Below are 24,915 nucleotides of genomic sequence, written 5' to 3' on the forward strand. Positions count from 1 at the left end.
TGTCGGCCGAGGGCCTCTGCCCGAGTGCCCTCGGTCGCCGGTCTCCTGCGCTCGGCTGCGCCTCGGGACCGTTCGTCTAGGGTGGGAGACGTGACCACCTTGCTCAGCGCACGCGACATCCGGGCCATGGCCGCGGAGCTGCAGCTGCGACCCACGAAGCAGCGCGGCCAGAACTTCGTCATCGACCCCAACACCGTGCGCATGATCGTGTCCGCCGCCGGCCTGAGCGAACCGTGCACCGTCGCCGAGGTGGGCCCCGGCCTGGGTTCGCTCACGCTCGGCCTGCTCGATGCCGGCCACCATGTCATCGCCGTCGAGATCGACGAGCTCCTCGCCTCGCGGCTGCCGCGGACCGTCGCCGAGCGCTGCGGGGACGACGCCCCCTTCGACCTCGTCGTCGCCGATGCGCTGCGCGTCACCGAGCTGCCGGAGTCCCCGGAGCTCGGTCCGCCCGCCGCGCTCGTCGCGAACCTGCCCTACAACGTCGCCGTCCCCGTGCTGCTCCACTTCCTCGAGACCTTCCCGACGATCCGCACCGTGCTCGTCATGGTCCAGGCCGAGGTCGCCGACCGGCTCGCGGCCGAGCCCGGCTCCCGCACCTACGGCGTGCCGAGCGTCAAGGCGCGCTGGTACGGGACGGTGAGCCGCGCCGGCTCGATCGGCACGAACGTGTTCTGGCCGGCCCCCAACGTCGACTCCGGCCTCGTCCGGATCGAGCGCCACGCCGATGGCCGCCGCACCGGTGGAGATCCAGCAGGTGCAGATCCTGTTAGCGGGAATCCTGCAGGTGCAGATCCTGCAGGTGCAGATCCTGCCGGTGGAGACGGAGCCGGGGATCAGCGCGGGTCCGACGGAGCCCACCGCGGGGCACCGTCCCGCGAGTCGGTGTTCGCCGCGATCGACGCCGCCTTCGCGCAGCGCCGCAAGACCCTGCGCGCCGCGCTCTCCGGGTGGGCCGGCAGCCCCGCCCGGGCCGAGGAGATCCTGCGCGCGGCCGGGATCGACCCGCGGGCGCGCGGCGAGGTCCTCGACATCGACGACTACGTGGCACTCGCCGCGGCGAAGGAGACTGTGTGAGCCCCGATGTGAGCCCGAACCCGAATCCGGATACGGGACCCGGCCCGCCGTTCGGGTCGGCCGGCGGCCCGTTCGATGGCCCGTTCGATGGCTCGGTCGACGGTCCGGCCCCCGTGAGGGCGCGCGCCTACGGCAAGATCAACGCCTTCCTCTCCGTCGGTCCGCTTGAGGACGACGGCTACCACTCCCTCGTCACGGTGTTCCAGTCCCTCGACCTCGCGGAGACCGTCACCCTCATCCCCGCCGCGGAGCACTCGGTGACCCTGACCGGGCGGTACGCCGACACCACCGTGCCGCTCGACGCCTCGAACCTCGGGCTGGCGGCTGTCCTCGCCCTCGCCGAGGCGACCGGGGTCGAGGTGCCCGTCGAGGTCGCGATCGAGAAGAACGTGCCGGTGGCCGGAGGGATGGGCGGCGGCTCTGCTGATGCAGCGGCCGCCCTCGTCGCCTACGCCCACCTCGTCGGATGCACCGACAAGGAGCTCATCCACAGCGTCGCCCGCGAGCTCGGCGCGGACGTGCCCTTCGCGCTGCGCGGCGGCACCGCGCTCGGCACCGGCCGCGGCGACGAGCTGACCCCGGTGCTCGGGCGCGGCGAGTTCCACTGGGTGCTCGCCACCTCCACCGGTCGGCTGTCCACGCCCGAGGTGTACCGTCGCCTCGATGAGATCCGCGCCGCCCGCGGCGATGCGGGGCCGGTGACGTGCGGCGAGCACGCGGGGGCAGGCGACGGCGACAGGACCGGCGACGTCACCGGCGTGGGCGCCCACAGCGCCGTCGACCCCGCCGAGGTGCTCCGCGCACTCGGCACCGCGGATCCCGAGGCGCTCGCCGGAGTCCTCCACAACGACATGACCGAGGCCGCGATCGACCTCCTGCCCGGCATCGCCGACATCATGGAGACCGGAGTGCGGGCAGGAGCGCTGCGCGCCCTCGTGTCCGGCTCCGGCCCGACGGTCGGATTCCTCGCCCGTGATCACACGCACGCGCTCGAGATCGCCGTTCTCCTCGAGGCGAGCCGCGGCGTCCGCCAGGTCGTGCGCACCACCGGCCCGGCCGGCGGCGCCCACCTCGTCCCGCCGCCCGCCGCGGCGTGACAGCCTGGGGCGCGCGATATCCGGGCGCACGAGGATACGCGCGACGATGTGTACTCATCGGTAGGTTGGGATAGGTTCGGGGCCATGGACCGCACGCCTGACGACCGCACCGCCGGCGACCGCACCGCCGAGGGCGGCGATATCGAGATCCGCGGGCCCGAGACGACGGAGGACATCGGCTTCCCCGTCGGGCCCGATCGGATCTCCGGCACCGTCTGGCACCCGGTGGGCGCGCCGCGCGGGGTCATCATGATCCATCCCGCGACCGCGACCCCGCGCCGGTACTACCGCGCGTTCGCCTCCTGCATCGCCGCCTCCGGCATCATCGCCATGGCCTACGACTACCGGGGTACGGGGGAGTCCGGGGATCCGCGCGACCACCCCGGAATGCGGATGCGCGACTGGATGAGCGAGGACGTCCCCGCCGCCGCTGCCTGGTGCCGGGAGCGCTTCCCGGACCTGCCGCACGCAGCCGTCGGCCACAGCATCGGCGGCCACGCGATGGTGCTCGGCCACGGGCTCGAATCGGTGTCCCGCTTCGCCGTCGTGTCCGCGCACGTGGCGGCGACACAGCGGATCGCGAAGCGGCGCGAGCGGCTCCGCGTGGGTGCGCTGCTCACCGTCGTCGGCCCGGTGCTGTGCCGGACGCTCGGCTACATGCCCGGCAGGCGCCTCGGCCTCGGGGAGGACATCCCCGCCGGGGCGATGCTCGAATGGGGCCGCTGGACCCGGCTGCCCGGATACTTCTACGACGACCCCACGATGCATGCCCGGGAACGTGCCGGGGCGGTCGAGGCCGAGGTGCTCGCGATCGGTGCCGACGACGACCTGTGGGCCAGTCCCGACCAGATGGACGCGCTCCTCGCACCGCTGCACCGAGCGAGCGTCGAACGGCGCACCTATGCCCCCGCCGAGCTCGGCGTGCCGCGCCTGGGCCACCACGGGCTGCTGCGACGCGGCACCGGCGAGGCGATCTGGCCGGACCTCATCGACTGGCTCAGCCGGGACTTCTGAGTCGGGATTTCGGGGCTGGGGCTGCTGGGTGAGGACGGCCGAGTCGAGTTCACCGGGCCTGCGCGCTACCGGGTCGACCGGGAGGCCTGGGAGAGGTTCGGCGTCGCGGAGCAGGGGACCGCCCATCTCGAGGACGCCTGGTCCGTTGCTCTCGCCGCGCTGGAGTGAAGGCCGGCACTGGAGTGAGGGCCCATGCGGGAGTGAGCGCCCGCCCTGGGGACCGGGCCGGGGGAATGAGTGCCGGCCCGCGGGCCTCCTCTAAGCTTGAGGCGCCCCCACAGAAGGAGTCCCATGCACCTGCTCGGCTGCGAGTCCGTGAGCCTGTCGTACCCCAATCGCACGATCCTCGATGAGGTGACGCTGGGGATCAGCGCCGGCGACCGGATCGGGATCGTCGGCCGCAACGGCGACGGCAAGTCGACGCTCATGCGGATCCTCGCCGGCGTGCTCGACCCGGACTCCGGACGCGTGACGGCGCGCGGCGGCACCCGGGTGGGCTACCTCGAGCAGGCCGACGTCCTCGACCCGACGCTCGATGTGCGGACCTCCGTCGTCGGCGACGCGGAGGAGCACGAATGGGCCTCGCAGCCGGCGGTCCGCGACGTCATGACCGGGCTGCTGCGCGACATCGACCTCGGTGCCACGGTGGGCGAGCTGTCCGGCGGACAGCGTCGCCGCGTGGCGCTCGCCCGCCTGCTCGCCGGGGAGTGGGACATCATCATGCTCGACGAGCCGACGAACCACCTCGACATCACCGGTGTCCGCTGGCTCGCCGAGCACATCCGCCGCCGCTGGCCGGCCGGCCAGGGCGCGCTCCTCGTCGTCACCCACGACCGGTGGTTCCTCGACGAGGTCTCGACGATGACCTGGGAGGTCCACGACGCGACGGTCGACGCCTTCGAGGGCGGGTACGCCGCCTACGTCCTCCAGCGCGTCGAGCGGGACCGGCAGGCCGCCGCGGTCGAGGCCAAGCGGCAGAACCTCATGCGCAAGGAGCTCGCCTGGCTGCGACGCGGGGCGCCGGCGCGCACCTCGAAGCCGAAGTTCCGGATCGATGCGGCCAATGCGCTCATCGCCGCCGAGCCCCCGGTGCGCGACACCGTCGAGCTCGTGTCGATGGCGACCTCGCGGCTCGGCAAGGACGTGTTCGAGATGCACGACCTCGGCGTCGCATACCCGGACGCGGGCGGCGGTCCGGTCTCCGGTGGGGGCGAGCCATCTACCGGGGACGAAGCATCCGCCGGGAACGATGCGCCCGCCGGGGAACGTGCGTCCACCGGCGAACCCGGGCCCGCCGGGGAACATCCGTCCGCCGGGGAACCCGTGCTCTCCGGCCTCGACTGGATCATCGGACCCGGTGACCGCTACGGCCTGCTCGGGGCCAACGGCGCGGGCAAGTCGACCCTCGTCAAGGTGCTCACCGGGGAGATCGAGCCGACCGAGGGGCGGGTCAAGCGCGGCAAGACCGTGAAGGTCGCGGTCCTCGACCAGCAGCTCCGCGACCTCGACGCTCTCGCCGATGACCGGGTGCGGGAGATCCTCGCGCGGAAGCGCTCGACCTACCAGGCCGCCGGGGGCGAGCTCACGCCCAGCCAGCTGCTCGAGAAGCTCGGCCTCGGCACCGTGCTGCAGTCACGGGTCAAGGATCTGTCCGGCGGCCAGCAGCGCCGCCTCCAGCTCCTCCTCATCCTCCTCGACGAGCCCAACGTCCTCATCCTCGACGAGCCGACCAACGACATGGACACCGACATGCTCGCCGCGGTCGAGGACCTCCTCGACACCTGGCCGGGCACCCTCCTGGTGATCTCCCACGACCGGTACTTCATGGAGCGCGTCACCGACCACCAGTTCGCGGTGCGCAACCGCACGGTGCGCCACCTGCCCGGCGGCATCGACGAGTACCTCCGGCTCGACGCCGATCCGGCGCTGTCCGGTCGCCCGGACGGCGGCACGGGCAGCGGTGCCACGAACGGCGGTTCCCCGAACGGGGGCGCGGGTTCGGTGATGAGTGCGGTGGCGGGCGCCTCGGGCGGTTCCGCGGGAGCGACCTCGGGCAACGGGTCCGGAGGCAACGGGTCCGGAGGCGGTGGGTCCGGGCTCAGCGCGGCCGAGCGGCGGCGGCTCGGCAAGGAGGTGCAGGCGCTCGGCCGGCGCATCGACAAGCTCGATGCGAGCATCGAGGCGCTCGACGCCGAGCTCGCCGCGCACGACCAGAGCGACTTCACCGGGCTCGCCGAACTCACGGCGAAGCGCGGTGCTGCGGCCGAGGAGAAGGACGAGCTCGAGCTCGAATGGCTCGAGCTGTCCGAGGAGCTCGAGGCCTGAGCGCCTCGGACCCCGATGCCGCCGGCACGGGTTCCCGGGGCGCGGGTTCCTCAGGTGGAGTGTCCGCGGATGCCTGCACTGCGGTCGTCGGAGCTCGGCAGCGGGGTTCCCGTGCACAGGATTCCCGAAGATACTGCTGAGTAACATATGGGCATGACACGACGCCCTGGTGATTCCGCGCGTGCCGCCGCGACTGCCGCGCCCACGGACACCTCTCCCGAACCCACAGCTTCCGAATCCACAGCTCCCCACCCCGCCACAGCGCGGCGGCGGCTCCCGGCGCTCGACGTGCTCCGCGGCATCGCGATCCTCGGCACGCTGCTCACCAACATCTGGATCTTCTCCGGCTCGGGGGCGCGCCTCGACGATCCGGTCCCCTCTGCGGCCGGCCCGGCCTGAGCGGATCCCGTCGGCCCGCCCGGGTTCTTCGACACCACGATCAACTTCGTCACCGACGGGAAGTCCATCGGGCTGCTGACGATCATGTTCGGCATCGGACTCGAGATCCAGCGGCAGTCGGCGATCCGCCGCGGCACCGGCTGGCCCGGTCGATACCCGTGGCGCGCCGCCATCCTCGTGCTCGACGGCCTGCTCAACTACATCTTCATCTTCGAGTTCGACGTCCTCATGGGCTACGGGCTCACCGCGCTCGCGGTGTCGGCGATCATGATCACCGGCCCTCGGGCGCAGAAGATCTGGGTGTACGCCGGACTCGCCGCGCACGTGATGGCGATCCTCGCCGTCCAGCTGCTCATGTCCGGCCTGCCGTTCCTCATGGGGGTCGATCCCGACGACCCCGAGTCCCTCCGGGAGGCCGCCGGGCCGGCGGGACGCGCCGGTCTCGAGCAGGCCGGCGGCGGTGCCGACGCATCGGCGCTTGGGAGCACGGACAGCTACTGGGCGATGGTCCACGAGCGGGTGGTGGGCTTCATCGGCGGCCGTGGCGAGATTCCCGGATGTTCCTCATGGGATCGGACTGTTCCTCGTCGGTGCCCACCTCTTCCGTGCGGGGATCTTCGAGGAGCGAGGGCACCGGCTGCGGAAGCGGACGATGCTGCTCGCCTTCGGCATTGGTCTGCCGATCGACTGGGCGCTGCGGATCTTCGCCGCCGACCACGCCTCGGGCATCACCCGCTACATCACCTCGACCGCGGTCGCCTTCGGGCTGCTCGCCGCGGTCGCCGCCTTCTACGCCAACCGCACGCGGGCCGGGTGGATCGGCACGCCGCTCGCCGCGGTGGGGCGGATGGCGCTCACCTGCTACATCCTGCAGAACCTGCTCGCCTCGATCATCTTCTACGACTGGAGCTTCGGACTGGCCGCGCGGCTCGACGAGGGCTCCATGACGCTGTGGACGATGGTGGTCTACGTGCTGCTCTCGGCCTTCCTCATCGGGCTGAGCATGCTGTGGCTGAAGCACTTCGCGCGCGGGCCGGTCGAATGGCTGTGGGACCTCGGGTTCCGCGGCATCGGATCTCTGCTCGACCGGCGGCAGCAGCGGCGCGCAGAGCGCTCCCGGGCGGGCGAGCAGCACGAGCCGCGAGCTATCGGCTGATCCTCGGTGATTCCGGACCGTGTGCCGGGCCACTCTTCGCCGGACCCGCCTCCTGGCGGCCGGTGAAGCGGTCCATCGATGAGTAGACATGGAAGACGCGGTCGGCGACGAAGTCCCAGGCGCGGGTCGGCAGCACCCCGCGGTAGGCCATCGCGAGCTTGACCGTCCACGGCCGGTTCACCACCGGGGTGCCTGCGAGCATCCCGTTCCAGGCGGCGGCCGCCGCCTCTTCCGGGGTCATGATCGGGGTCAGGAGCGGCCCGCGGGCGCCCGCGAACATTCCGGTGGACACGTAGCTCGGGCAGAAGGTCGTCACCGCGATGTGCCGGTGGCCGGCCCGCGCGAGCTCGAGGCGCATCGACTCGCTCCACCCGATCGCCGCCCACTTCGAGGCGGCGTACACACTCATGTTCGGATTCGGCAGGGTGCCCGCGGCCGAGGCGATGGTCAGGATCCGCTTCGCGCGTCCCCGATCGGCCATCATCGCCGGCAGCACCTCCCGGGTCAGCCACATCGGGGCGAGCGAGTTGACCCGCATGGTGCCCTCGATGTCGCGCTCGGGATCGTGCTCCCAGAACGGCGCGCCGCGCACGATCCCGGCATTGTTGACGAGGATGTCCGGCGCGCCGAGGGTGCTCTCGACGGCGGCGACGCCGGCGCGGATCGCATCGAGGTCGGAGATGTCGACGACGAACGCACGGACCTCGGTGCCGGGCGCGGTCGAGAGCTCCCGGGCGAGCGCCTCGGCCCGGGGCCCGTCGATGTCCCACAGCGCCACAGCGCGCGCACCCTGGGCGACGGCCTTCCGGGCGTAGATCTCACCCATCCCGCGGGCGGCACCGGTGATGAGCACGCAGGCGCCGGCGACCACCTCGGCCCCGGGAGGTGAGGCGGCGTCGGTGCGGGTGCCGCGGGCGAGTGAGCGGCCGAAACGGCCGATCCTGCGCCGGGCGCGCGACTGCGGCTCAATCACCGAGCACCACGGCCACTCGGCGGCTCATGCGCTGCGGGCCGGTGTCTCGGTGTCGATCTGTTCGGCGACCCGCTCGTGGCATTCGGTGAGGACGGAGAGGAACTCAACCCTGGAGCGGGTCTCCGCATCGTCGAGATCGCCGTAGGCCTGGTCGTAGGCCGCGGTGAGGTGCCGGTAGTAGTCCATGACGAGTCGCGCGGAGTCCTCGGTGTAGTACACGGAGATGCGACGGCGATCCGCCGAGTCGCGCTCGCGCACGAGCAGACCGCGGGCCACGAGCCGCTCGAGGATCGAGGTGAGCGTCGAGGCCGACAGCGACAGCTGCTCGGAGATCGAGCCGGGTGTCGCGGTGCGGTCGGCACCGCGCGAGGCGACCACCGTCTGGAGCACCTGGAAGTCGATGAGGTTGAGCTGATGGGCGTGGGCGAACCGGGCGGACGCCGTGCGCACCGTCATCGCCTGCACCTGGTCGGCGTGGACGAGCGAGGCGATCCGGGCGTGGCGGGCGCGCTGTGCCGGGGGAAGCTCTGCGGTATCGGCTTCGAAGAGTTCGAGAAGGGGATCGGGGAGCATGTGGATCATGGTAGCCACGGACCGCAGATTGCGGTTTCATATCGGAATTCGAATCCGCTGTGAATCCCTCGGGTGCGGCAGATGAACGCGGGTAGTCTGAGCGGCGGCATCACCGCTGGCTCCGCCGGCACGCCCCATCGGGATTGCTGCGAGGGCGTCCGGGGCACCTGCGGCACTGTTCGAGCACCGTAACGGAGCAACCGGCACCGTGGCGCACCGCGCGGCACTGTGCAGCATCATGGGAGCATCCAGCTCCCTCCGGCTCCGCCTCATCGTTGGGAGATTCTCGTGAAGCGCACCTACCTGGCACCGGCCGCCGCGATGGCCGCCGCAACCGCACTCGTGCTGTCCGCCTGCGGACAGGCACCCGAGGAGTCCGCCGGAGGGGAGGGCGGCGACACCGATTTCAAAGCATGCCTCGTCTCCGACGCCGGCGGCTGGGACGACAAGTCCTTCAACCAGTCGGGCCGCGAGGGCCTCGACAGCGCCGTGGAGGAGTTCGGGATCGAGGAGGCGCTCGCCGAATCGCAGTCCGACTCCGACTTCGGACCGAACGTCGACAACATGGTCCAGCAGAACTGCAGCCTGACCTTCGGTGTCGGCTTCCTCCTCGAGGATGCGATCCAGGAGGCCGCGGAGGCCAACCCGGACCTGCACTTCGGCCTCATCGACTCGACCTTCGCCGACGCCGACGGCAACCCGGTCGAGCTCGAGAACGCCAAGCCGCTCGTCTTCAACACCGCCGAGGCGGCCTACCTGGCCGGCTACCTCGCAGCGGCGACCTCCGAGTCCAAGACCGTCGCGACCTTCGGCGGCATCCAGATCCCGTCCGTCACCGTGTTCATGGACGGCTTCGCCGACGGCGTCGACAAGTACAACGAGGAGGCCGGCGAGGACGAGCAGGTCACCCTGCTCGGCTGGGACAAGGAGGGCCAGGAGGGCTCGTTCTCCGGCGACTTCGAGAACCAGGGCCAGGGCCAGACCCTGACCGAGCAGTTCATCTCCCAGGACGCCGACATCATCATGCCGGTGGCCGGTCCCGTGGGACTCGGCGCCGCCGCCGCGGCCAAGGAGTCCGAGGGCACGAAGATCATCTGGGTCGACTCCGACGGATACGAGTCCACGGAGTACGGCGACATCATCCTCACCTCGGTGATGAAGCAGATCTCGCAGGCCGTCCACGACACCGTCGAACAGGCCATGAACGACGAGTTCGAGGCCGCGCCGTACGTCGGAGACCTGTCGAACGAGGGAGTCGGCCTGGCTCCGTACCACGACTTCGAGGGCGAGGTGCCCGAGGAGGTCAAGCAGAAGGTCGAGGAGCTCAAGCAGCAGATCATCGACGGCGAGATCACCGTCGAGTCGCCGAACGCCCCGCAGGCCTGAGCCGGCGGAGCTCGCAGCGGCGGGTTCGACCTGACGACCAGGGCGGGTACCGTGGTGATGAATGCCACGGTGCCCGCCGTGTTCGTGGCAGAAATCGGGTGCTGCAGTTCCGGGTACACGCCTTTGAAGTTGAGGGCACCGCAGTGAGTTCGCTGCCATGAGTTCGTGGCCGTGAGTTCGTGGCCGTGAGTCCGATGCGGCGAGCATGGACTGGCGGATGGACAGGTGGATGGACAGGCGGGACGTGCGGACTGCTGGTTCCGAGAACTGCCGCACATGAGAGAGACGCAGCGCACGAGCGCAGCCGGACGAGAGAGACGGTCCTCGGGGGCCTGCATGAGGAGACGCTGACGTGAAGCTCGAGCTTTCCGGGATCACCAAGCGGTTCGGGCCGCTGGTGGCCAACCGCGACATCGACCTCGTCGTCGAACCCGGTGAGATCCACGCCCTCCTGGGCGAGAACGGCGCGGGCAAGTCGACGCTGATGAACGTCATCTACGGCCTCTACCGGCCCGACGGCGGACAGATCCTCATCGACGACCGGCCCGTGACCTTCTCCGGCCCCGGCGACGCCGTGGCCGCCGGCATCGGCATGGTCCACCAGCACTTCATGCTCGTCCCGGTGTTCACCGTCGCCGAATCCCTGGCGCTCGGCTATGAGCCCACGAAGGGCATGGGTCTGCTCGATCTCGCCTCGGCCCGGGAGACGGTGCGCACGATCTCCGAGCGCTTCGGGTTCGACATCGACCCCGACGCGATCATCGAGGACCTGCCCGTCGGCGCCCAGCAGCGGGTGGAGATCATCAAGGCGCTCTCCCGCGACGCGGAGATCCTCATCCTCGACGAGCCCACCGCCGTGCTCACCCCGCAGGAGACCGACGAGCTCATCGAGATCATGAAGCAGCTGCGCGAACAGGGCACCTCGATCGTCTTCATCACCCACAAGCTCCGCGAGGTCCGCGCGGTGGCCGACAAGATCACCGTGATCCGCCGCGGAACCGTGGTGGGCGAGGCGTCCCCGGAGTCGAGCGAGTCCGAGCTCGCCGGGCTCATGGTCGGCCGCGACGTCCACCTCACCACCGACAAGGAGCCCGCCCGGACCCAGGACGAGACCTTCAGCGTCGAGGGCCTCACCGTGCTCGACAAAGCCGGGTTCGTCGTCGTCGACGATCTGAGCTTCGGGGTCCGGCAGGGGGAGATCCTCGCTGTCGCCGGCGTCCAGGGCAACGGCCAGACGGAGCTCGCCGAGGCGATCATCGGCCTGCGTGAACCGCACTCCGGCACGATCTCGCTCGACGGCCGCACGCTCGGCGGCGATTCCGTCAAGGCGCGCCTGGCCTCCGGGATCGGATTCGTGCCCGAAGACCGGTCGAGCGACGGCGTGATCGCCGGGTTCTCGATCCGGGAGAACATGATCCTCGACCAGTACGACCGCCCTCCCTATGCCAGCGGCCTGGCGCTCAAGCCCGCGGTGATCCGTGAGAAGGCGCTCGAGAAGGTCGAGGAGTTCGACATCCGGCTCACGAGCATCGACGACCCGATCTCCACCCTGTCCGGCGGCAACCAGCAGAAGGTCGTGCTCAGCCGGGAGCTCGGCCGTGAGCTCAGCCTGCTCGTCGCCAGCCAGCCCACCCGCGGACTCGACGTCGGATCGATCGAGTTCGTCCACAAGCGCATCATCGCCGAGCGCGACGCCGGCACCCCGTGCATCATCGTGTCGACCGAGCTCGACGAGGTGCTCAACCTCGCCGACCGGATCGCCGTGATGTACCGCGGGAGGATCGTCGGCATCGTGCCGGCCGACACCCCGCGCGACGCGCTCGGCCTCATGATGGCCGGTGTGCCCGAGGACGAGGCGCTCGCCCGCGTGGCCGACGGCTCGGCCGTGACGACCGTATCCCAGGCAGCCGAGGGAGATCTTCCATGACGAACGGCACGAACCCGAGCGAGGCTCCCGGAACGGAGACCTCGGTGACGGGGCAGGAGCAGCCGGCCGACACCTCGGCTGCGGGCGGCACCCTCGCCGCGGGCGGGACCCCGGCTGCGGGGGGAACCCCTGCGGCGAACTCGGTGCTGCGCGACATCATGTCCGGGTCCTGGCTCGTCTCCGTGCTGTCGGTGGTCGTGGCGCTTGCGCTCGGCGGCGTGCTCATCGCCGCAGCGGATCCCGACGTGCAGGCCACGCTCGGCTACTTCTTCGCCCGGCCCGGAGACTTCTTCATCGTGGCCTGGCAGACGGTGTCCGAGGCGTACATGGCGCTGCTGCGCGGCTCGATCTTCGACTGGGAGGCGCGCAGCCTGGTGCGGGCGGTGCGCCCGTTCACCGAGTCGCTCGTCGCCGCGACCCCGCTCATCCTCGCCGGCCTCGGCATCGCACTCGGCTTCCGCTCGGGCCTGTTCAACATCGGTGGCCAGGGCCAGGTGGTGCTCGGCGCGATGTTCGCCGGCTACTTCGGCTACGCGCTCGGCCTGCCACCGGTCATCCACTTCCTGTTCGCGCTCGTCATGGCCGCGGTCGGCGGGGCGATCTGGGCCGGCATCGCCGGTGTCCTCAAGGCGCGCACCGGCGCGAACGAGGTCATCGTCACGATCATGCTCAACTCGATCGCGGGCTACCTGCTGTCGTACCTGCTCACGCAGAGCTGGTTCAAGGCGACGAGCTCGGCGAACCCGGCCTCGCGTACGATATTCGACACCGCAGCGCTGCCGCCGCTGCTGCCCGATCCGTTCCGCCTCCACCTGGGATTCGTCGTCGCGATCCTCGCCACGCTGTTCGTGTGGTGGCTGCTCGAGCGCTCGACGCTCGGGTTCGAGTTCCGGGCCGTCGGCGAGAACCCGGACGCCGCCCGGACCGCGGGCATCTCCGTGAGCCGGGTGACGATCCTCGTGATGATCATCGCCGGCGCGCTCGCCGGCCTCGGCGGGGCCGCCCAGGTGCTCGGCACCGAGGGCAAGCTCACCGGGGGTGTGGCCGGCACCATCGGCTTCGACGCGATCACGGTGGCGCTGCTCGGCCGGTCCCGGCCGCTCGGCACGTTCCTCGCCGGCCTGCTGTTCGGCGCGTTCAAGGCCGGCGGCTACCTCATGCAGTCGCAGACCGGCACCCCGATCGACATCGTGCTCGTCGTGCAGTCGATCATCGTGCTGCTCATCGCGGCCCCGCCCCTCGTCCGTACGATCTTCCGACTCCCGACCCCGGCGAAGAAGGTGGCAGCATGAGCACCGTCGCACCCGACAGGACCCCGCAGCCCCGCGACCCGAGCTCCGGCCCGGGCGGCGCGGCGGCACCGGCAGCAGCACCCGTGAAGCAGCGGGCGTGGAAGTACCCCGTCGTCTACTCGGTGCTCGCCCTCGCCTCGCTCCTGGTGTTCGGCCTGCTCGCCGGCGGCGGCAAGCAGACGACGTTCACCTTCGCCTCGCGCAACGACTTCTTCACCATCCCGCCGCTCCCGGTGCCGTCGAAGGCGACCTGCGTGGCGCTCGGCCTCGTGCTCGTCGTCTTGGCGGCGGTGTCGATCTGGGCGACGTTCAACCGCCGGCGCCTCGGCGTGTGGTTCCCGCTCCTGTTCGGCATCGTGTTCGTGTTCGCGTTCCTCACCTGGTCCGCCGCCGGGGCGGGGCGGATGCCGGTGACGGCGCTCCTCGCCGGGGCGCTCGCGCTGTCGGTGCCGCTGATCTTCGGCGCGATGTGCGGTCTCGTAGGCGAACGCTCGGGCATCATCAACATCGCGATCGAGGGCCAGCTGCTCGCCGGCGCGTTCCTCGCAGCGGTCGTCGCCTCGGCGCTGCAGAACCCGTACGCGGGGCTGTTCGCCGCACCGATCGCGGGCGCTCTGGTGGCCGTGGTGCTGACGTTCTTCGCGGTGCGCTACTGGGTGGACCAGATCATCATCGGCGTCGTGCTCAACGTGCTCGTCGTCGGTGTGACGAGCTTCCTGTTCTCCACCGTGCTCACGCAGGATCCGGCGACGTGGAACGCGCGCCAGCAGCTGCCCAACCTGCCGATCCCGCTGCTGTCGGACATCCCGGTGATCGGGCCGGTGCTGTTCAACCAGAACATCCTCGTCTACCTCATGTACGTCGTCGTCGTCGCGCTGCAGATCTTCATCTTCCGCTCGAAGTGGGGGCTGCGGATGCGGGCGATCGGCGAGCACCCCAAGGCCGCGGACACCGTGGGCATCAACGTCAACCGCAACCGCGTGCTCAACACTCTGCTCGCCGGCGCGATCGCCGGTCTGGGCGGTGCGTTCTTCACCATCGGCTCCGGGCTGGCGTTCGGCAAGGAAATGTCAGCCGGGCAGGGGTACATCGCGCTCGCCGCGATGATCCTGGGCAAGTGGAACCCGATGGGCGCGCTGTTCGCAGCGCTCCTGTTCGGCTTCTCGAAGAACCTCGCGAACGTGCTGTCAGCGATCGGCACCCCGGTGCCCTCGCAGCTGCTGCTCATGCTGCCCTACGTCGTCACGGTGCTCGCCGTCGCCGGCTTCGTCGGCCGCGTCCGCGCACCCGCCGCCGAGGGCAAGCCGTACATCAGCCAGTGACTTGAGCTGGTGACTACAGCCAGTGACTTCAGCTGGTGACTACAGCCAATGACTTCAGCTGGTGGCTTCAGCCAATGACATCGAAGGAGGCATCTGATGCGTGAGTTCCCCGCCGAGGTGTGGGCCCGTCTGCAGGACGCGGCGCGCGACGCCGTCACCCGGGCGTACGTGCCGTACTCCGGCTACCCGGTGGGTGCGGCGGCACTCGTCGACGATGGGCGCGTGGTGACCGGCTGCAATGTCGAGAACGCGTCCTACGGCGTAGGGCTGTGCGCCGAGTGCGGGCTCGTGTCCGACCTCGCGCGCTCGGGGGGCGGACGGCTCGTCGCGTTCGCGTGCGTCGACGGCGCGGGGGAGAAGCTCGTGCCGTGCGGTCGCTGCCGCCAGCTCCTCTACGAGTTCGGCGGCCCGGACCTCGTGCTCGCGATGCCGAGCGGGCACCTGCCGATGTCCGCAGTGCTGCCCGAGGCTTTCGGTCCCGACCACCTCACGGACTACGAGCAGCGCCGGAAGTGACGTGCAGAGTGACGTGCAGGATGTGCGGTGCTGTGCTCGCGGAGGTATAGCGCGACGCATAGAAACCGGCGGGTGAGGTGCGATCCGAACCGGTGATGACCGCACTCGCAGACATCCTGCACGACTCGCGGCCAGGCGATGGGGCAGACTGGTGCCAGTGCCACCTCGGCCTCGGTGCCGCGGCCCCGTTCGGGGCACGAGGGTCTGTGACGCGGACCCACCCGAGGCCAGCCGGTCTCCGACCCGGGGCCGACCCGGAGACCGGACCATCACAGCCCGCCGACCATCACGATCTACCGGACACGCCGCTCACCGGCCGCCGCGGCTGCGGATCCGCCGGACCGACACCCGCCATGACCACGCACCACGGAAGGAAGCATGCCGAACTCCACCCCGCTCGAGGCCTTCGACGCCGTCGATGTTATTCGGGCCAAGCGCGACGACCAGGTGCTGAGCCCCGCTCAGATCGACTGGGTGATCGACGCCTACACCCGCGGCGTCGTCGCCGATGAGCAGATGTCCGCGCTCGCGATGGCGGTCTACCTCAACGGCATGACCGACGAGGAGATCAGCGCCTGGACCCACGCGATGATCGCCTCGGGGGAGACCATGGACTTCTCCGGGCTCGACCGCCCCACCGCCGACAAGCATTCCACCGGCGGGGTCGGCGACAAGATCACCCTGCCGCTCGCACCCCTCGTCGCCGTGTTCGGGGTGGCGGTGCCGCAGCTCTCCGGCCGCGGTCTCGGCCACACCGGCGGCACGCTCGACAAGCTCGAGGCGATCCCCGGCTGGCGCGCCGACCTGAGCAATGACGAGATGCTCGCGATGCTGCGCGATCCGGGAGCAGTGATCTGCGCGGCCGGCGCGGGTCTGGCTCCGGCCGACAAGAAGCTCTACGCCCTGCGCGACATCACCTCGACGGTGGAGGCGATCCCGCTCATCGCCTCGTCGATCATGTCGAAGAAGATCGCCGAGGGCACCGGTTCCCTCGTCCTCGACGTCAAAGTCGGTTCCGGGGCATTCATGAAGGATCACGCCTCGGCGAAGCGCCTGGCCGAGACCATGGTGACGCTCGGCCGCAACGCCGGGGTGCGGACGAGCGCGTTGCTCACCGACATGTCCACGCCGCTCGGTATGACGGTGGGCAACGCACTCGAGGTGCGAGAAGCCGTCGAGGTGCTCGCCGGCGGCGGGCCCGCCGATGTCGTCGACCTCACCGTGGCGCTCGCCGAGGAGATGCTCCGCCTGGCGGGGACGAACGATGTCGATGTGCGCGCCGCGCTCACGGACGGCCGCGCGATGGATGTGTGGAAGACGATGATCGAGCGCCAGGGCGGCGATCCGGATGCCGATCTGCCGCGGGCGCAGGAGACCTCGGAGGTGGTTGCCGAGTCCGACGGGGTCCTCATGGAGCTCGATGCGCTGGCCGTCGGGATGGCGTCGTGGCGCCTGGGAGCCGGACGCGCGAAGAAGGAGGACCCGGTGCAGGCCGGAGCCGGCATCGAGATCCACGTCAAGCCGGGCGAGGCCGTGCGCAAGGGGCAGCCGATCCTCACCCTCCATACCGACGAACCGGCCCGCTTCGCCCGCGCCGAGGAATCGCTCGCCGGGGCGATCGTCGTCGAACCGGCTGCGGAGGGTGCCGACGCCGCAGCCGCATCGATCGTCCTCGAGCGCATCGGCTGAGCGAACGGGCAGGGCGGATGAGTCGAGCGCATGAGCTGAGCGGACGGGCAGCAGGGCGCATGAGCAGGACGCATGAACAGGACGGACGGGCAGGGTTGATGAGCTGCAAGCTCCGTTGTGGGCGACAGGCGGATGCACCTGGCGGACGCCGCTCGTCGAGCGTCGCTCCGGTGAACGCCGGCTGTCGAACGCGTATTGCCGAACGTCTCCTGCCGAATGCCGGCTACCGAGTACAGCCTGTCGAAACTCTTCTGCCGAGTCCCGCCTGCCGAACGGCTCCTGCCGAACACCTGCTCGAGCTGGACGGTTCCTGACGAGTCCCGCCTGCTGAACGGCTCCTTCCGAACACCTGCTCGAGCTGGACGGCCCGAGCTTCACCCCATGAACTTCACCACTGAGAACCGAACCGAATGGAGAACACCATGACCTCTCGCGCTGATGCCGCCGCCCTCATCGACCACACGCTGCTCAAGCCGGAGAGCACGGCTGAGGACGTCGCCGCGCTCGTCGCCGAGGCCCGTGACCTCGGCGTTCTGGCAGTGTGCGTGTCGCCGAGCCGGCTGCCGCTCGCAGACACCGGTGACCTCGTGGTCGCGACGGTGTGCGGTTTCCCATCCGGTGCGCACGCGTCCGAGGTCAAAGCGGCAGAAGCGAAGCGGGCCGTGGCCGACGGTGCCGACGAGGTCGACATGGTGATCAACCTGGGCCTGGCGAAGGCCGGGGGCTTCGACGGGGTCGAGGCGGACATCCGGGCCGTCGTCGAGGCCTCCGGTGGAGCGCTCGTCAAGGTCATCATCGAGTCGGCGGCGCTCACTGACGAGGAGATCGTCGAGGCGTGCCGTCGGTCCGAGGCTGCGGGAGCCGACTTCGTCAAGACCTCGACCGGGTTCCATCCCGCCGGGGGCGCGAGCGCGCACGCCGTCGAACTCATGCGGAAGACCGTTGGGGACCGCCTGGGGGTCAAGGCCTCCGGAGGCATCCGCGATGCGGAAGCCGCCGAGGCGATGATCGCGGCGGGAGCCTCCCGGCTGGGTCTGTCCGGTTCGAGGGCGGTGCTCGACGGGCTGAAGTGACCCGCCGGAAGTCGGAGTGCACCCGCTCGAGTTCACCTGAACTCACCCGAGCTGCGCAGTGGTCGTGAGGTCGCAGGCGGGAGGGGCTCATCCGGGCCACTCATAGTCGTCGATCCAGGTCCATGGATCGTGCGCCTCGAAGTGGGCTGCGTGCTCGGATCCGACCGGGTCGGGCAGAGGACGGGTGACCGTCGTGTCCGCGCCGGACGCTCGCCACACCGTTCGGTCCACATGGGCATCGGCGAGGAGCCGGCCGCGGGTCTTCATGTCGTGATGGTGCTTGCACAGCGGCTGGAGGTTCTCGACCACCGTGAGTCCGCCGGATCCGGGAGCGTCGTGATCGAACGGAACCACATGGTCGATCTCGCAGTGCTGGGCGGACACATCGCAACCGGGTGCCGCGCACGTCCGCCAGCGTGACCTGGTGGTGCGGCGGAGAGCATCCGGGATGCGGTACTTCGTAGCGGCGATCGGCAGCACGGTGCCGTCGATGGGGTCGGTGAGCAGCCGCTCGAGGTGGGGAGCGCGAGCAACGATGTCCCGGGCGGTCTCCGCCGGGATCGGGCACGTACCGTCGAGCTCCGCGGGCAGGTTCGACTCGTCGACCGAGCTCCATTCGTCGAGCAGGGACATCACGGGCACGGTGACGGTGACCGCAGCCTGCCGGCGCAGCCATTCCTCATGTGTGGGGCACGTGAGGGTGACGGAGTGGATGTAGGCGTTCTCGGTCTCACCGAGGTCGGGGATCTCACTGAGCCCGCGCAATCGCTTCATCCGTCGAGTTCTCGAGGCCGTATGGCGGTGCGTGGGCGATCCCTCTGCCGTCGGCGGCGAGTGATCGGAGTCGTTCGGATCGCTCGACGACGGGGAACCATGCGATGGCGCATGGCTGGGCTGAGGGATGTCGGGCGCGCAATCAGCGGGTGCATCTCCGGAAAGCGCCGGACCGGTTCGGGAGCGGTCCGCAGACGCGGTGCCGGAACCAGAGGAGCCGGAACCAGAGGAGCTGGAACCCGGGGAGCTGGAACCAGAGGAGCCGGAACCAGAGGAGCTGGAACCCGGGGAGCTGGAACCCGGGGAGCTGGAACCAGAGGAGCCGGAACCAGAGGAGCTGGAACCCGGGGAGCCGGAACCAGAGGAGCCGGAACCTGCGGTGCCGGCGAACGTCGTCTCTGCCGACGTGGTGCTGGAATCCGTGGCGCCTGAACCCGAGGGACCCGAACCTGAGGGACCTGAACCCGACCTAGCTCCGAACGACTCACGTGTACACGACGACTCCTGAGACGTCGTGTCTGCAGAGGAAGAAGTGGTTGCGGGCGGGGTGATGTTCGGCGCCGGGCCATCGAGTTCGACGACGGTGACATCGACGGTCGGGGTGGCCCGCGTGATGATGTCGAACATGAGTTCGTGGAGCGCGCGAGCGTCGACGATCGCCTGGCGACTGCGGTCGAGGCCGAACGCATCGGCATGGTTGAGCGAGATCGCCTTCGCCATTGCGCGTGTGCGCTGGTACAGGGCATCGAGAGCGGTGACGGGCCCGGTGAGCGTGAGTCTGGCGGTCCCGTCGCGCCACCGGTCGATCCGCACCGTGCGGTGGCGCGCACGTTCCTTCTCGAGGTGGTCGCGCCCGGCGAGCAGCGCGGCCTGCCGGTCGAGGAGGATCCCCAGCCGATGCGGTGTGAGGTCGTGGGGCCGGCCGACTGCGTACTCATCGAGACGACGGACGAGCGCCAGCGGCAGATCGCGGGCCTTCTTCATCGTCGTGCGCAGCTTGGCCCACGTCGATTCGCCGAGGTGAACGGCATGCCGCATGAGCGGCAGTCCGAAATAGGCGAGGAGGCTGTCCGCGGCGGCGCTGGTCGCTTGCGCGGTCGTCATGCTCAGGCGCTGTGCGAGCGCGATATCGAACCCGTCCTTGAGCGCCGCACGCACTTCTGCCCGGAACGGTGATGACGCCTGTTGCGGTGATTCCGCACCCTGCGACGGCTCCGGAGACCATGCTGATTCCGAATGCTGCGCCGAGCCGGGAGTCCACGCTGATTCCGGGTGCACTTCCGATCCAGGTTGCTGCGGCGATCCCGGACCAGATCCGGTCGCTGCAGTGGCGTGGCGGCTGCGCCGATCGTCGGGCAGTCCGAACAGGGCACGGATCTCGTCCGGGTTGTGCGTAATCGCGAGGTATCCGAGCGAGGCCTGAGCGACGGCGACGAGTTCTTCGAGGGCGGCGACATCCCGAATGCGCGATACCTGCGCCACGCGCTCGTGGAGCCGGTCGAAGCGGACGGCCGATTCCGCGAACAAGGGTGCACCGCCTCGACGGTCTGCTGGGTTCCATGGGCAGGAGCCGTCGTCGTGCTGGGGAGCGTACGGAGAGCCGGAGTCGGTTCGAGTCCCATCAACATCGCGGGCACTCGTGAACGGGGCTGGATTCGCGAACTGGACAGGATTCCCGGCCGGGGCAGGACCCTCGAACATCGCGTCTCCGGCGAGCAGGGCTTCGAGCTCGCGGAGGTCCCCGGGGGCGGCGAAGCGAGCAGGGTCGGTAGAAACCGAATACTCGGAGGGTGGATCCATGGTGCCGGCGGCCGCGCACGCGGCGAAGAGACGGTAGTCGAACCCGTGGGCTGATCCGATCGCCATTGCTCCGTTCCTTTCGCTGTGTTCTAATCATAATAGATCACAGAGAGGAATGGAAGAGGTATACGCAATGATGCTCGAATACTTCCAGGGTGCGGTGAATGCGGTGATGAGCACAGCGGCGAGCGAGTGGCCGGACGCGCACAGGCACGGCGGGGGATCTCCGAACGAATCCGGGCACGCGGCTTCCTGCGGACTCGTCTCCCTGCCGGAGCGGCTCGACGGCACCCCGGATGTGGGAGAGTCCCAGGTGCGACAGAGCCCCACGTGCAACAGCGGCGCAGAGATGACCGGGCCGCAGGTATGCAGGAGTCCCCGGCGCGTCAGAGCCCGAGGTACTCCTGCACGGCGGTGACGAGCTCATCGAGCCCGGAACGGGCGTGCGCCACGGGGCCTGCATCGCCTTCGGCGCTGTCCCGGGTCCCACCGTTGCCGGTGACCTCGAGATAGCACTTGAGCTTGGGCTCGGTCCCGGAGGGGCGGATGATCACGCGGCCTCCGGAGGCGGTGAAGATCGCGACCCCGTCGGTCGGCGGCAGCGCGTCGAGTCCTTCGGCCATGTCGACCACGCGCGTCACGGGTGAGCCTGCGAGCACCTCGGGCGGGAACGTGCGGACCCGCTCCATTGCCTCGGCGATGAGCGCCGTGTCCTGCATGCGGAAGGTGACCGGGGCGGTGAGGAAGACGCCATCGCGCTGTCGGATCCGAGCGAGCTCCGCCTCCACCGTGGAACCCGCGCCGGCGAGTTCGGAGACCAGTCCGGCGAACACGATCGAGGCCGAGATGCCGTCCTTGTCGCGCACGGCCTGTGGGGCGACGCAGTACCCGAGTGCCTCCTCGTAGCCGAACACCAGTCCGGGCACCCGCGAGATCCACTTGAAACCGGTCAGGGTGTTGGCATGCGTGAGTCCGTGGGCAGCGGCGACGGCGCTGAGCGCCTGTGAACTCACGATCGAGTTCGCCAGCACCGCCGCGGCTCCACCCACGTCGACCCGCGAGGCGATCCGTTCGCCGAGCAGGAGTCCCACCTCGTCCCCGGTGAGCTGCCGGTACGTCCGCACAGCGGTCCCCGGAGCGTTCGGGGCCGCAGGTGAGGAATCTGCCGGCAGCGGCACCGGAGCCGTCGGGTCTCCGTGCGCTGGGCCCGGCGACGAGCCTGTGTGCTGTGCGTGCGCTGCGACCGGGATCGCGGCGCTGAACCGGTCGGCATCCGGGTCGTGGGCGATGATGAGGTCGGCGTCGACCTGCGCTGCGAGGTCGAGCGCCGCGTCGAGCGCACCGTGCTCCTCGGGGTTGGGGAACGCGACTGTCGGGAACTCGGGATCGGGGTCCGCCTGGGATCCGACGACGTGGACATCGCTGAAGCCGCAGCGTTCGAGGGCCCTCAGCGCGGTCTGCCCGCCGACACCGTGGAGCGATGTCATGACGATCCGCACCGGCGTCTGCCGGCGCTCACCGAGCGCGTCGATGTGCGCCAGGTACTCCTCGACGATCTCTTCCCCGGCCATCTCCCACCCGGACTCCGCGCGCGGCGTGCCGGCGACCGACGGGACCGCTGCGATCGCCTCGGCGATGAGGGCGTCGAAGGGCGGCACGATCTGCGCTCCGGCGCCCGCCCGGATGACCTCCGGGTCCTCTGTGCCGCTGAGCACCGCGGCCAGCGGCGCTTCGCCGAGGTACACCTTGTAGCCGTTGTCGGCCGGCGGGTTGTGGCTCGCAGTGACCATGACGCCGGCATCGGCGCCGAGGCGGTTGACGGCGAGTGCGAGCACGGGAGTGGGCAGCTGGGCGGGGAGCAGGATCGCGCGCCCGCCGGCCGCAGTCACCACGGCGGCGGTGTCGCGCGCGAAATCTGCGGAGCCGTGGCGGGCGTCGCAACCGATGACGACGGTGAAGCCCTCGCCCAGTGTGTCGCGGAGGAAGTGGGACACGCCGGCGGCAGCCCGGATCACCACGGCGCGGTTCATTCGGTTGGGTCCGGCGGCGATCGCGCCGCGCAGGCCGGCGGTGCCGAAGCTCAGCGGAGCGAGGAACCGGTCCTCGAGCTCGGCGCGGGCCTGGGTGGCGGCGTCGGGAGCACCTGGGCCCGGAGCACCTGGGCCCGGAACCTCGGCGGCCGGGTCAGCAGAATCCGAGGAGACGGGTTCCGAAGGAGCAGGCCCGTCTCCGGCCTCGGCCGTCGTCGTCCCCGCGGTCCCGACGGCCGCCTCGAGGAGGTCCTGCAGCTCGGCGCGCGTGACGGGGTCCGGGTCGTCGGCGATCCAGTCGCGCACCACCTGTGCGTCGAAGCCGCTGCTGAAGCGGTCGGCCACCCGCGCCATCTCAGGCATCACCGTCGGTCATGTGTGCGGCCTGCTCACGGGCGATCCGCTCGACGATCCGAGCGAGCAGATCGGAGATGCGCGGACCGGCGGCGTGCCCGGCCTCGATGACCTCGGCGTGGGACAGCGGTTCATCGGACACACCGGCCGCGAGGTTCGTCACGAGCGAGATGCCGAGGATCTCGAGTCCGGCCTCACGGGCGGCGATCGCCTCGAGCGCGGTCGACATGCCCACCAGGTCGGCGCCCATGATGCGCGCCATGCGCACCTCGGCCGGGGTCTCGTAGTGGGGGCCGCGGAACTGGGCGTACACGCCCTCGTCGAGGCTCGGGTCGATCTCACGGGCGACTCCGCGCAGGCGGGAGGAGTAGAGGTCGGTGAGGTCGACGAAGGTCGCGCCCTCGAGTGGGCTCGCCGCGGTGAGGTTGAGGTGGTCGGAGATGAGGACCGGGGTGCCGGGTGCCCAGTCGGGGTTGAGCCCGCCGCACCCGTTGGTGAGGACGAGAGTGGAGCAGCTGGCTGCGGCGGCGGTGCGCACTCCATGGGCGACGGCGCGGACGCCGCGGTCCTCGTAGAAGTGGGTGCGGGCGCCGAGCACGAGCGCGGTCTTCCCGGTGTCGCCCACCCGCACGCTGCGCAGCGTGCCGCCGTGGCCGGCGACGACGGGGGAGAGGAAGCCGGGGACCTCGGCGGCGGGGAGCTCGGAGATCGTCTCGCCGATGAGGTCGGCGGCCTGGCCCCACCCGGAGCCGAGCACGAGCGCGATGTCGTGGGCGTCGACCCCGGCGGCCTCATTGATGACGGCGGCGGCGCGGGCCGCGAGGGCGCTCGGCTCGGTGGCGTCGGACCCGGTGGCATCTGATCCGGCATCGTCGGGCCCGATGCCGGTGGACCCGATGTCTGTGCGCTCGGTGGGCGCGGAATCGCTAAGCTGAGATTCGGTCATGGGACGACACTACCGAAAGGTCGGCGGCCCACTGCTGATCCGCTCCACACCCGCCACGATGAAGGTGACTCGATGACGATCCGTCCGTTCGCGCCCGGCGACGACCTCGCCCTCAACGAGGTGTTCCACGACGCCTCGACCCCGGCCGGTCACGTGGTGCGCAATCTCTTCCGCGCCGACTCCGAATCCCCGGTCTCGCGCTGCGTCGTCGCTGAGCTCGACGCCTCCCGCACGGGAGAAGACTCCGCTTCGGGGACGAGCTCCGCGGAGGGGGCGGGCGACATCCTCGTCGGGGCCGCCGCGATCACCGAATCACCAGCCCACCCGGAGCGCGCCTGGGTGCATGTCGAGGTCGCGGAATCCGAGCGCCGCCGAGGTGTCGGCCGGGATCTGCTCGCCGCCGTGCGGGAGCGGGCCGCCGGCACCGCGCTCGCGGACCTGCCGCTGCGCGCCCGGGTGGAACCCGGCTCCGCAGGTGAGGCGGCGGCGCGGGCAATCGGGTTCGCGCCGCTGTTCACCACGCGCGTGGTCGAGGTGGCGCCGGGTGCGCTCGGCAGCCTGGGGGCGGACCGGCTCGAGGACTTCGAGGTCACGGCGACCGGTTCGGTGGCGCTGACCCGGGCGTTCGCCGAATGGTATGCGGGCGTCAACCGTGCGGATCCCGCGGCCGAGATGACGATCGGCCAGGTCAACACCCGGTTCCTCTCCGAGGCCGCCGGCGCCCACGGTGCCGCGCTGCTGCGCGCTGCGGGTTCCGGGAAGGCAGAATCGGGGAAGGCAGATTCGGGGAGGGATCGCGAGGTGACGACCTTCGCGGTGTCCTACGCCCAGCCGGAGAACGACACTGCCGTGGAAGCGAGGACTCCGGTCTCCGAGTCGCCGACTGCCGAGCTGCCGCCCACCGAGCTCACGCTCGGGTCGATGTACGACGCGCAGGCCGACGCAGTGGGCGATGGCGCCGCGGATGCCTCCGATGCCCCTGCTTTCCAGTCGGCACTCGGGGATGCGGCGGTGCTGCTCGCCCGGCTCAGCGTCGACACCCCGGTCGCACTCGAGGTGACGAGCGAGATGCCCGTCCTCAGCGCCCTCGTCGACGGCCTGCTCGAGGCGGGCCAGGCGCGGGTGCTGCAGACGTACGTGACCCTCGGGTCGGAGTGAGCTCGAGGACCGGCCGGTCCGGGTACGGAACACC

General features: G+C 70.4%; 21 protein-coding genes. 15 read left to right on the forward strand and 6 right to left on the reverse strand.

The annotated features are described in order from the left end of the window. Nucleotides 1-126: 126 nt before the first annotated feature. The 5 genes from rsmA to AB0I45_RS12230 all read left to right on the forward strand — a co-directional run bounded on the left by rsmA (nt 127) and on the right by AB0I45_RS12230 (nt 5,912). Nucleotides 127-1,077, forward strand: coding sequence for a 16S rRNA (adenine(1518)-N(6)/adenine(1519)-N(6))-dimethyltransferase RsmA (rsmA, locus tag AB0I45_RS12210; RefSeq protein ID WP_247423624.1), 951 nt, complete (start codon nt 127-129; stop codon nt 1,075-1,077). After that, entirely contained in the window at nt 1,074-2,174 is a 1,101-nt protein-coding gene (locus tag AB0I45_RS12215) for a 4-(cytidine 5'-diphospho)-2-C-methyl-D-erythritol kinase (RefSeq protein ID WP_247423039.1), read from the forward strand. Before rsmA ends, AB0I45_RS12215 begins: the two co-directional genes overlap by 4 nt. Before the next feature lie 84 nt (nt 2,175-2,258). Next, complete coding sequence (locus tag AB0I45_RS12220) at nt 2,259-3,188, forward strand: alpha/beta hydrolase (protein WP_247423037.1); 930 nt, start codon at nt 2,259-2,261, stop codon at nt 3,186-3,188. Nucleotides 3,189-3,479: 291 nt separating this feature from the next. Continuing rightward, the gene (locus AB0I45_RS12225; RefSeq protein WP_247423036.1) at nt 3,480-5,513 is read left to right on the forward strand and encodes an ABC-F family ATP-binding cassette domain-containing protein; all 2,034 of its coding nucleotides are present in this window, start codon (nt 3,480-3,482) and stop codon (nt 5,511-5,513) included. A gap of 153 nt (nt 5,514-5,666) precedes the next feature. Next, nucleotides 5,667-5,912, forward strand: coding sequence for a hypothetical protein (locus AB0I45_RS12230; protein WP_247423033.1), 246 nt, complete (start codon nt 5,667-5,669; stop codon nt 5,910-5,912). 233 nt (nt 5,913-6,145) lie between these two features. Here the strand turns inward: AB0I45_RS12230 and AB0I45_RS12235 are convergent, their stop codons facing one another. After that, nucleotides 6,146-6,268: a hypothetical protein gene (locus AB0I45_RS12235; protein WP_345031962.1), complete on the reverse strand. Its 123-nt coding sequence runs from the start codon at nt 6,266-6,268 to the stop codon at nt 6,146-6,148. 185 nt (nt 6,269-6,453) lie between these two features. On the opposite strand from AB0I45_RS12235, the gene AB0I45_RS12240 reads away from it, so the two are divergent. Then, nucleotides 6,454-7,068 carry a DUF418 domain-containing protein gene (locus tag AB0I45_RS12240; RefSeq protein WP_345031965.1) on the forward strand — a complete coding sequence of 205 codons (615 nt, stop codon included), beginning with the start codon at nt 6,454-6,456 and terminating at the stop codon, nt 7,066-7,068. On the opposite strand, the gene AB0I45_RS12245 is transcribed toward AB0I45_RS12240, so the two are convergent. Next, on the reverse strand, nt 7,058-7,939 hold the full coding sequence (locus AB0I45_RS12245; protein WP_345032011.1) for an SDR family NAD(P)-dependent oxidoreductase: 882 nt from the start codon (nt 7,937-7,939) through the stop codon (nt 7,058-7,060). The genes AB0I45_RS12240 and AB0I45_RS12245 overlap by 11 nt on opposite strands. 126 nt (nt 7,940-8,065) lie before the next feature. Next, nucleotides 8,066-8,614, reverse strand: coding sequence for a MarR family winged helix-turn-helix transcriptional regulator (locus tag AB0I45_RS12250; RefSeq protein WP_175406898.1), 549 nt, complete (start codon nt 8,612-8,614; stop codon nt 8,066-8,068). 288 nt (nt 8,615-8,902) lie between these two features. On the opposite strand from AB0I45_RS12250, the gene AB0I45_RS12255 reads away from it, so the two are divergent. The 7 genes from AB0I45_RS12255 to deoC all read left to right on the forward strand — a co-directional run bounded on the left by AB0I45_RS12255 (nt 8,903) and on the right by deoC (nt 17,819). Beyond that, entirely contained in the window at nt 8,903-10,000 is a 1,098-nt protein-coding gene (locus AB0I45_RS12255; protein WP_247423029.1) for a BMP family ABC transporter substrate-binding protein, read from the forward strand. Nucleotides 10,001-10,352: 352 nt separating this feature from the next. Beyond that, nucleotides 10,353-11,927 (forward strand): ABC transporter ATP-binding protein, encoded by a 1,575-nt coding sequence (locus AB0I45_RS12260; RefSeq protein ID WP_345031969.1) that lies wholly within the window; start codon nt 10,353-10,355, stop codon nt 11,925-11,927. Then, nucleotides 11,924-13,219, forward strand: a complete 1,296-nt coding sequence (locus tag AB0I45_RS12265) for an ABC transporter permease (RefSeq protein WP_345031971.1) — start codon at nt 11,924-11,926, stop codon at nt 13,217-13,219. Before AB0I45_RS12260 ends, AB0I45_RS12265 begins: the two co-directional genes overlap by 4 nt. Continuing rightward, nucleotides 13,216-14,541 carry an ABC transporter permease gene (locus tag AB0I45_RS12270; protein ID WP_345031974.1) on the forward strand — a complete coding sequence of 442 codons (1,326 nt, stop codon included), beginning with the start codon at nt 13,216-13,218 and terminating at the stop codon, nt 14,539-14,541. The genes AB0I45_RS12265 and AB0I45_RS12270 overlap by 4 nt, the downstream gene beginning before the upstream one ends. 96 nt (nt 14,542-14,637) lie before the next feature. Beyond that, on the forward strand, nt 14,638-15,057 hold the full coding sequence (locus AB0I45_RS12275; RefSeq protein ID WP_137319058.1) for a cytidine deaminase: 420 nt from the start codon (nt 14,638-14,640) through the stop codon (nt 15,055-15,057). A gap of 378 nt (nt 15,058-15,435) precedes the next feature. Beyond that, on the forward strand, nt 15,436-16,746 hold the full coding sequence (locus tag AB0I45_RS12280; protein WP_137319059.1) for a thymidine phosphorylase: 1,311 nt from the start codon (nt 15,436-15,438) through the stop codon (nt 16,744-16,746). Nucleotides 16,747-17,168: 422 nt separating this feature from the next. Beyond that, entirely contained in the window at nt 17,169-17,819 is a 651-nt protein-coding gene (deoC, locus tag AB0I45_RS12285) for a deoxyribose-phosphate aldolase (protein WP_295686574.1), read from the forward strand. Nucleotides 17,820-17,906: 87 nt separating this feature from the next. Here deoC and AB0I45_RS12290 read toward each other — a convergent pair whose 3' ends face one another. After that, nucleotides 17,907-18,593 carry an HNH endonuclease signature motif containing protein gene (locus AB0I45_RS12290; RefSeq protein WP_137319061.1) on the reverse strand — a complete coding sequence of 229 codons (687 nt, stop codon included), beginning with the start codon at nt 18,591-18,593 and terminating at the stop codon, nt 17,907-17,909. A 633-nt stretch (nt 18,594-19,226) separates the two neighbouring features. On the opposite strand from AB0I45_RS12290, the gene AB0I45_RS12295 reads away from it, so the two are divergent. After that, nucleotides 19,227-19,769, forward strand: coding sequence for a hypothetical protein (locus AB0I45_RS12295; RefSeq protein ID WP_345031980.1), 543 nt, complete (start codon nt 19,227-19,229; stop codon nt 19,767-19,769). Nucleotides 19,770-20,779: 1,010 nt separating this feature from the next. Here AB0I45_RS12295 and AB0I45_RS12300 read toward each other — a convergent pair. Further along, a complete protein-coding gene (locus AB0I45_RS12300; protein ID WP_295686702.1) occupies nt 20,780-22,777 on the reverse strand; it encodes a phospho-sugar mutase in 1,998 nt (665 codons plus the stop codon). Between the two features lies 1 nt (nt 22,778). Continuing rightward, a complete protein-coding gene (locus AB0I45_RS12305; RefSeq protein WP_295686565.1) occupies nt 22,779-23,723 on the reverse strand; it encodes a purine-nucleoside phosphorylase in 945 nt (314 codons plus the stop codon). 72 nt (nt 23,724-23,795) lie between these two features. On the opposite strand from AB0I45_RS12305, the gene AB0I45_RS12310 reads away from it, so the two are divergent. Continuing rightward, complete coding sequence (locus tag AB0I45_RS12310; protein ID WP_295686563.1) at nt 23,796-24,881, forward strand: GNAT family N-acetyltransferase; 1,086 nt, start codon at nt 23,796-23,798, stop codon at nt 24,879-24,881. Nucleotides 24,882-24,915 lie beyond the last annotated feature (34 nt).

Source organism: Brevibacterium sp. NPDC049920 (assembly GCF_040656435.1).
GTDB lineage: Bacteria > Actinomycetota > Actinomycetes > Actinomycetales > Brevibacteriaceae > Brevibacterium > Brevibacterium pityocampae.

Bases quoted from the DNA above. Each gene is read 5' to 3' on its own strand.
- AB0I45_RS12280 (WP_137319059.1), top strand. From the start codon at position 15,436: ATGCCGAACTCCACCCCGCTCGAGGCCTTCGACGCCGTCGATGTTATT.
- AB0I45_RS12230 (WP_247423033.1), top strand. From the start codon at position 5,667: ATGACACGACGCCCTGGTGATTCCGCGCGTGCCGCCGCGACTGCCGCG.
- AB0I45_RS12235 (WP_345031962.1), bottom strand. From the start codon at position 6,268: ATGAGCAGCTGGACGGCGAGGATCGCCATCACGTGCGCGGCGAGTCCG.
- AB0I45_RS12250 (WP_175406898.1), bottom strand. From the start codon at position 8,614: ATGCTCCCCGATCCCCTTCTCGAACTCTTCGAAGCCGATACCGCAGAG.
- deoC (WP_295686574.1), top strand. From the start codon at position 17,169: ATGACCTCTCGCGCTGATGCCGCCGCCCTCATCGACCACACGCTGCTC.
- AB0I45_RS12265 (WP_345031971.1), top strand. From the start codon at position 11,924: ATGACGAACGGCACGAACCCGAGCGAGGCTCCCGGAACGGAGACCTCG.
- rsmA (WP_247423624.1), top strand. From the start codon at position 127: ATGGCCGCGGAGCTGCAGCTGCGACCCACGAAGCAGCGCGGCCAGAAC.
- AB0I45_RS12275 (WP_137319058.1), top strand. From the start codon at position 14,638: ATGCGTGAGTTCCCCGCCGAGGTGTGGGCCCGTCTGCAGGACGCGGCG.
- AB0I45_RS12305 (WP_295686565.1), bottom strand. From the start codon at position 23,723: ATGACCGAATCTCAGCTTAGCGATTCCGCGCCCACCGAGCGCACAGAC.
- AB0I45_RS12300 (WP_295686702.1), bottom strand. From the start codon at position 22,777: ATGGCGCGGGTGGCCGACCGCTTCAGCAGCGGCTTCGACGCACAGGTG.
- AB0I45_RS12310 (WP_295686563.1), top strand. From the start codon at position 23,796: ATGACGATCCGTCCGTTCGCGCCCGGCGACGACCTCGCCCTCAACGAG.
- AB0I45_RS12270 (WP_345031974.1), top strand. From the start codon at position 13,216: ATGAGCACCGTCGCACCCGACAGGACCCCGCAGCCCCGCGACCCGAGC.
- AB0I45_RS12290 (WP_137319061.1), bottom strand. From the start codon at position 18,593: ATGAAGCGATTGCGCGGGCTCAGTGAGATCCCCGACCTCGGTGAGACC.
- AB0I45_RS12225 (WP_247423036.1), top strand. From the start codon at position 3,480: ATGCACCTGCTCGGCTGCGAGTCCGTGAGCCTGTCGTACCCCAATCGC.
- AB0I45_RS12220 (WP_247423037.1), top strand. From the start codon at position 2,259: ATGGACCGCACGCCTGACGACCGCACCGCCGGCGACCGCACCGCCGAG.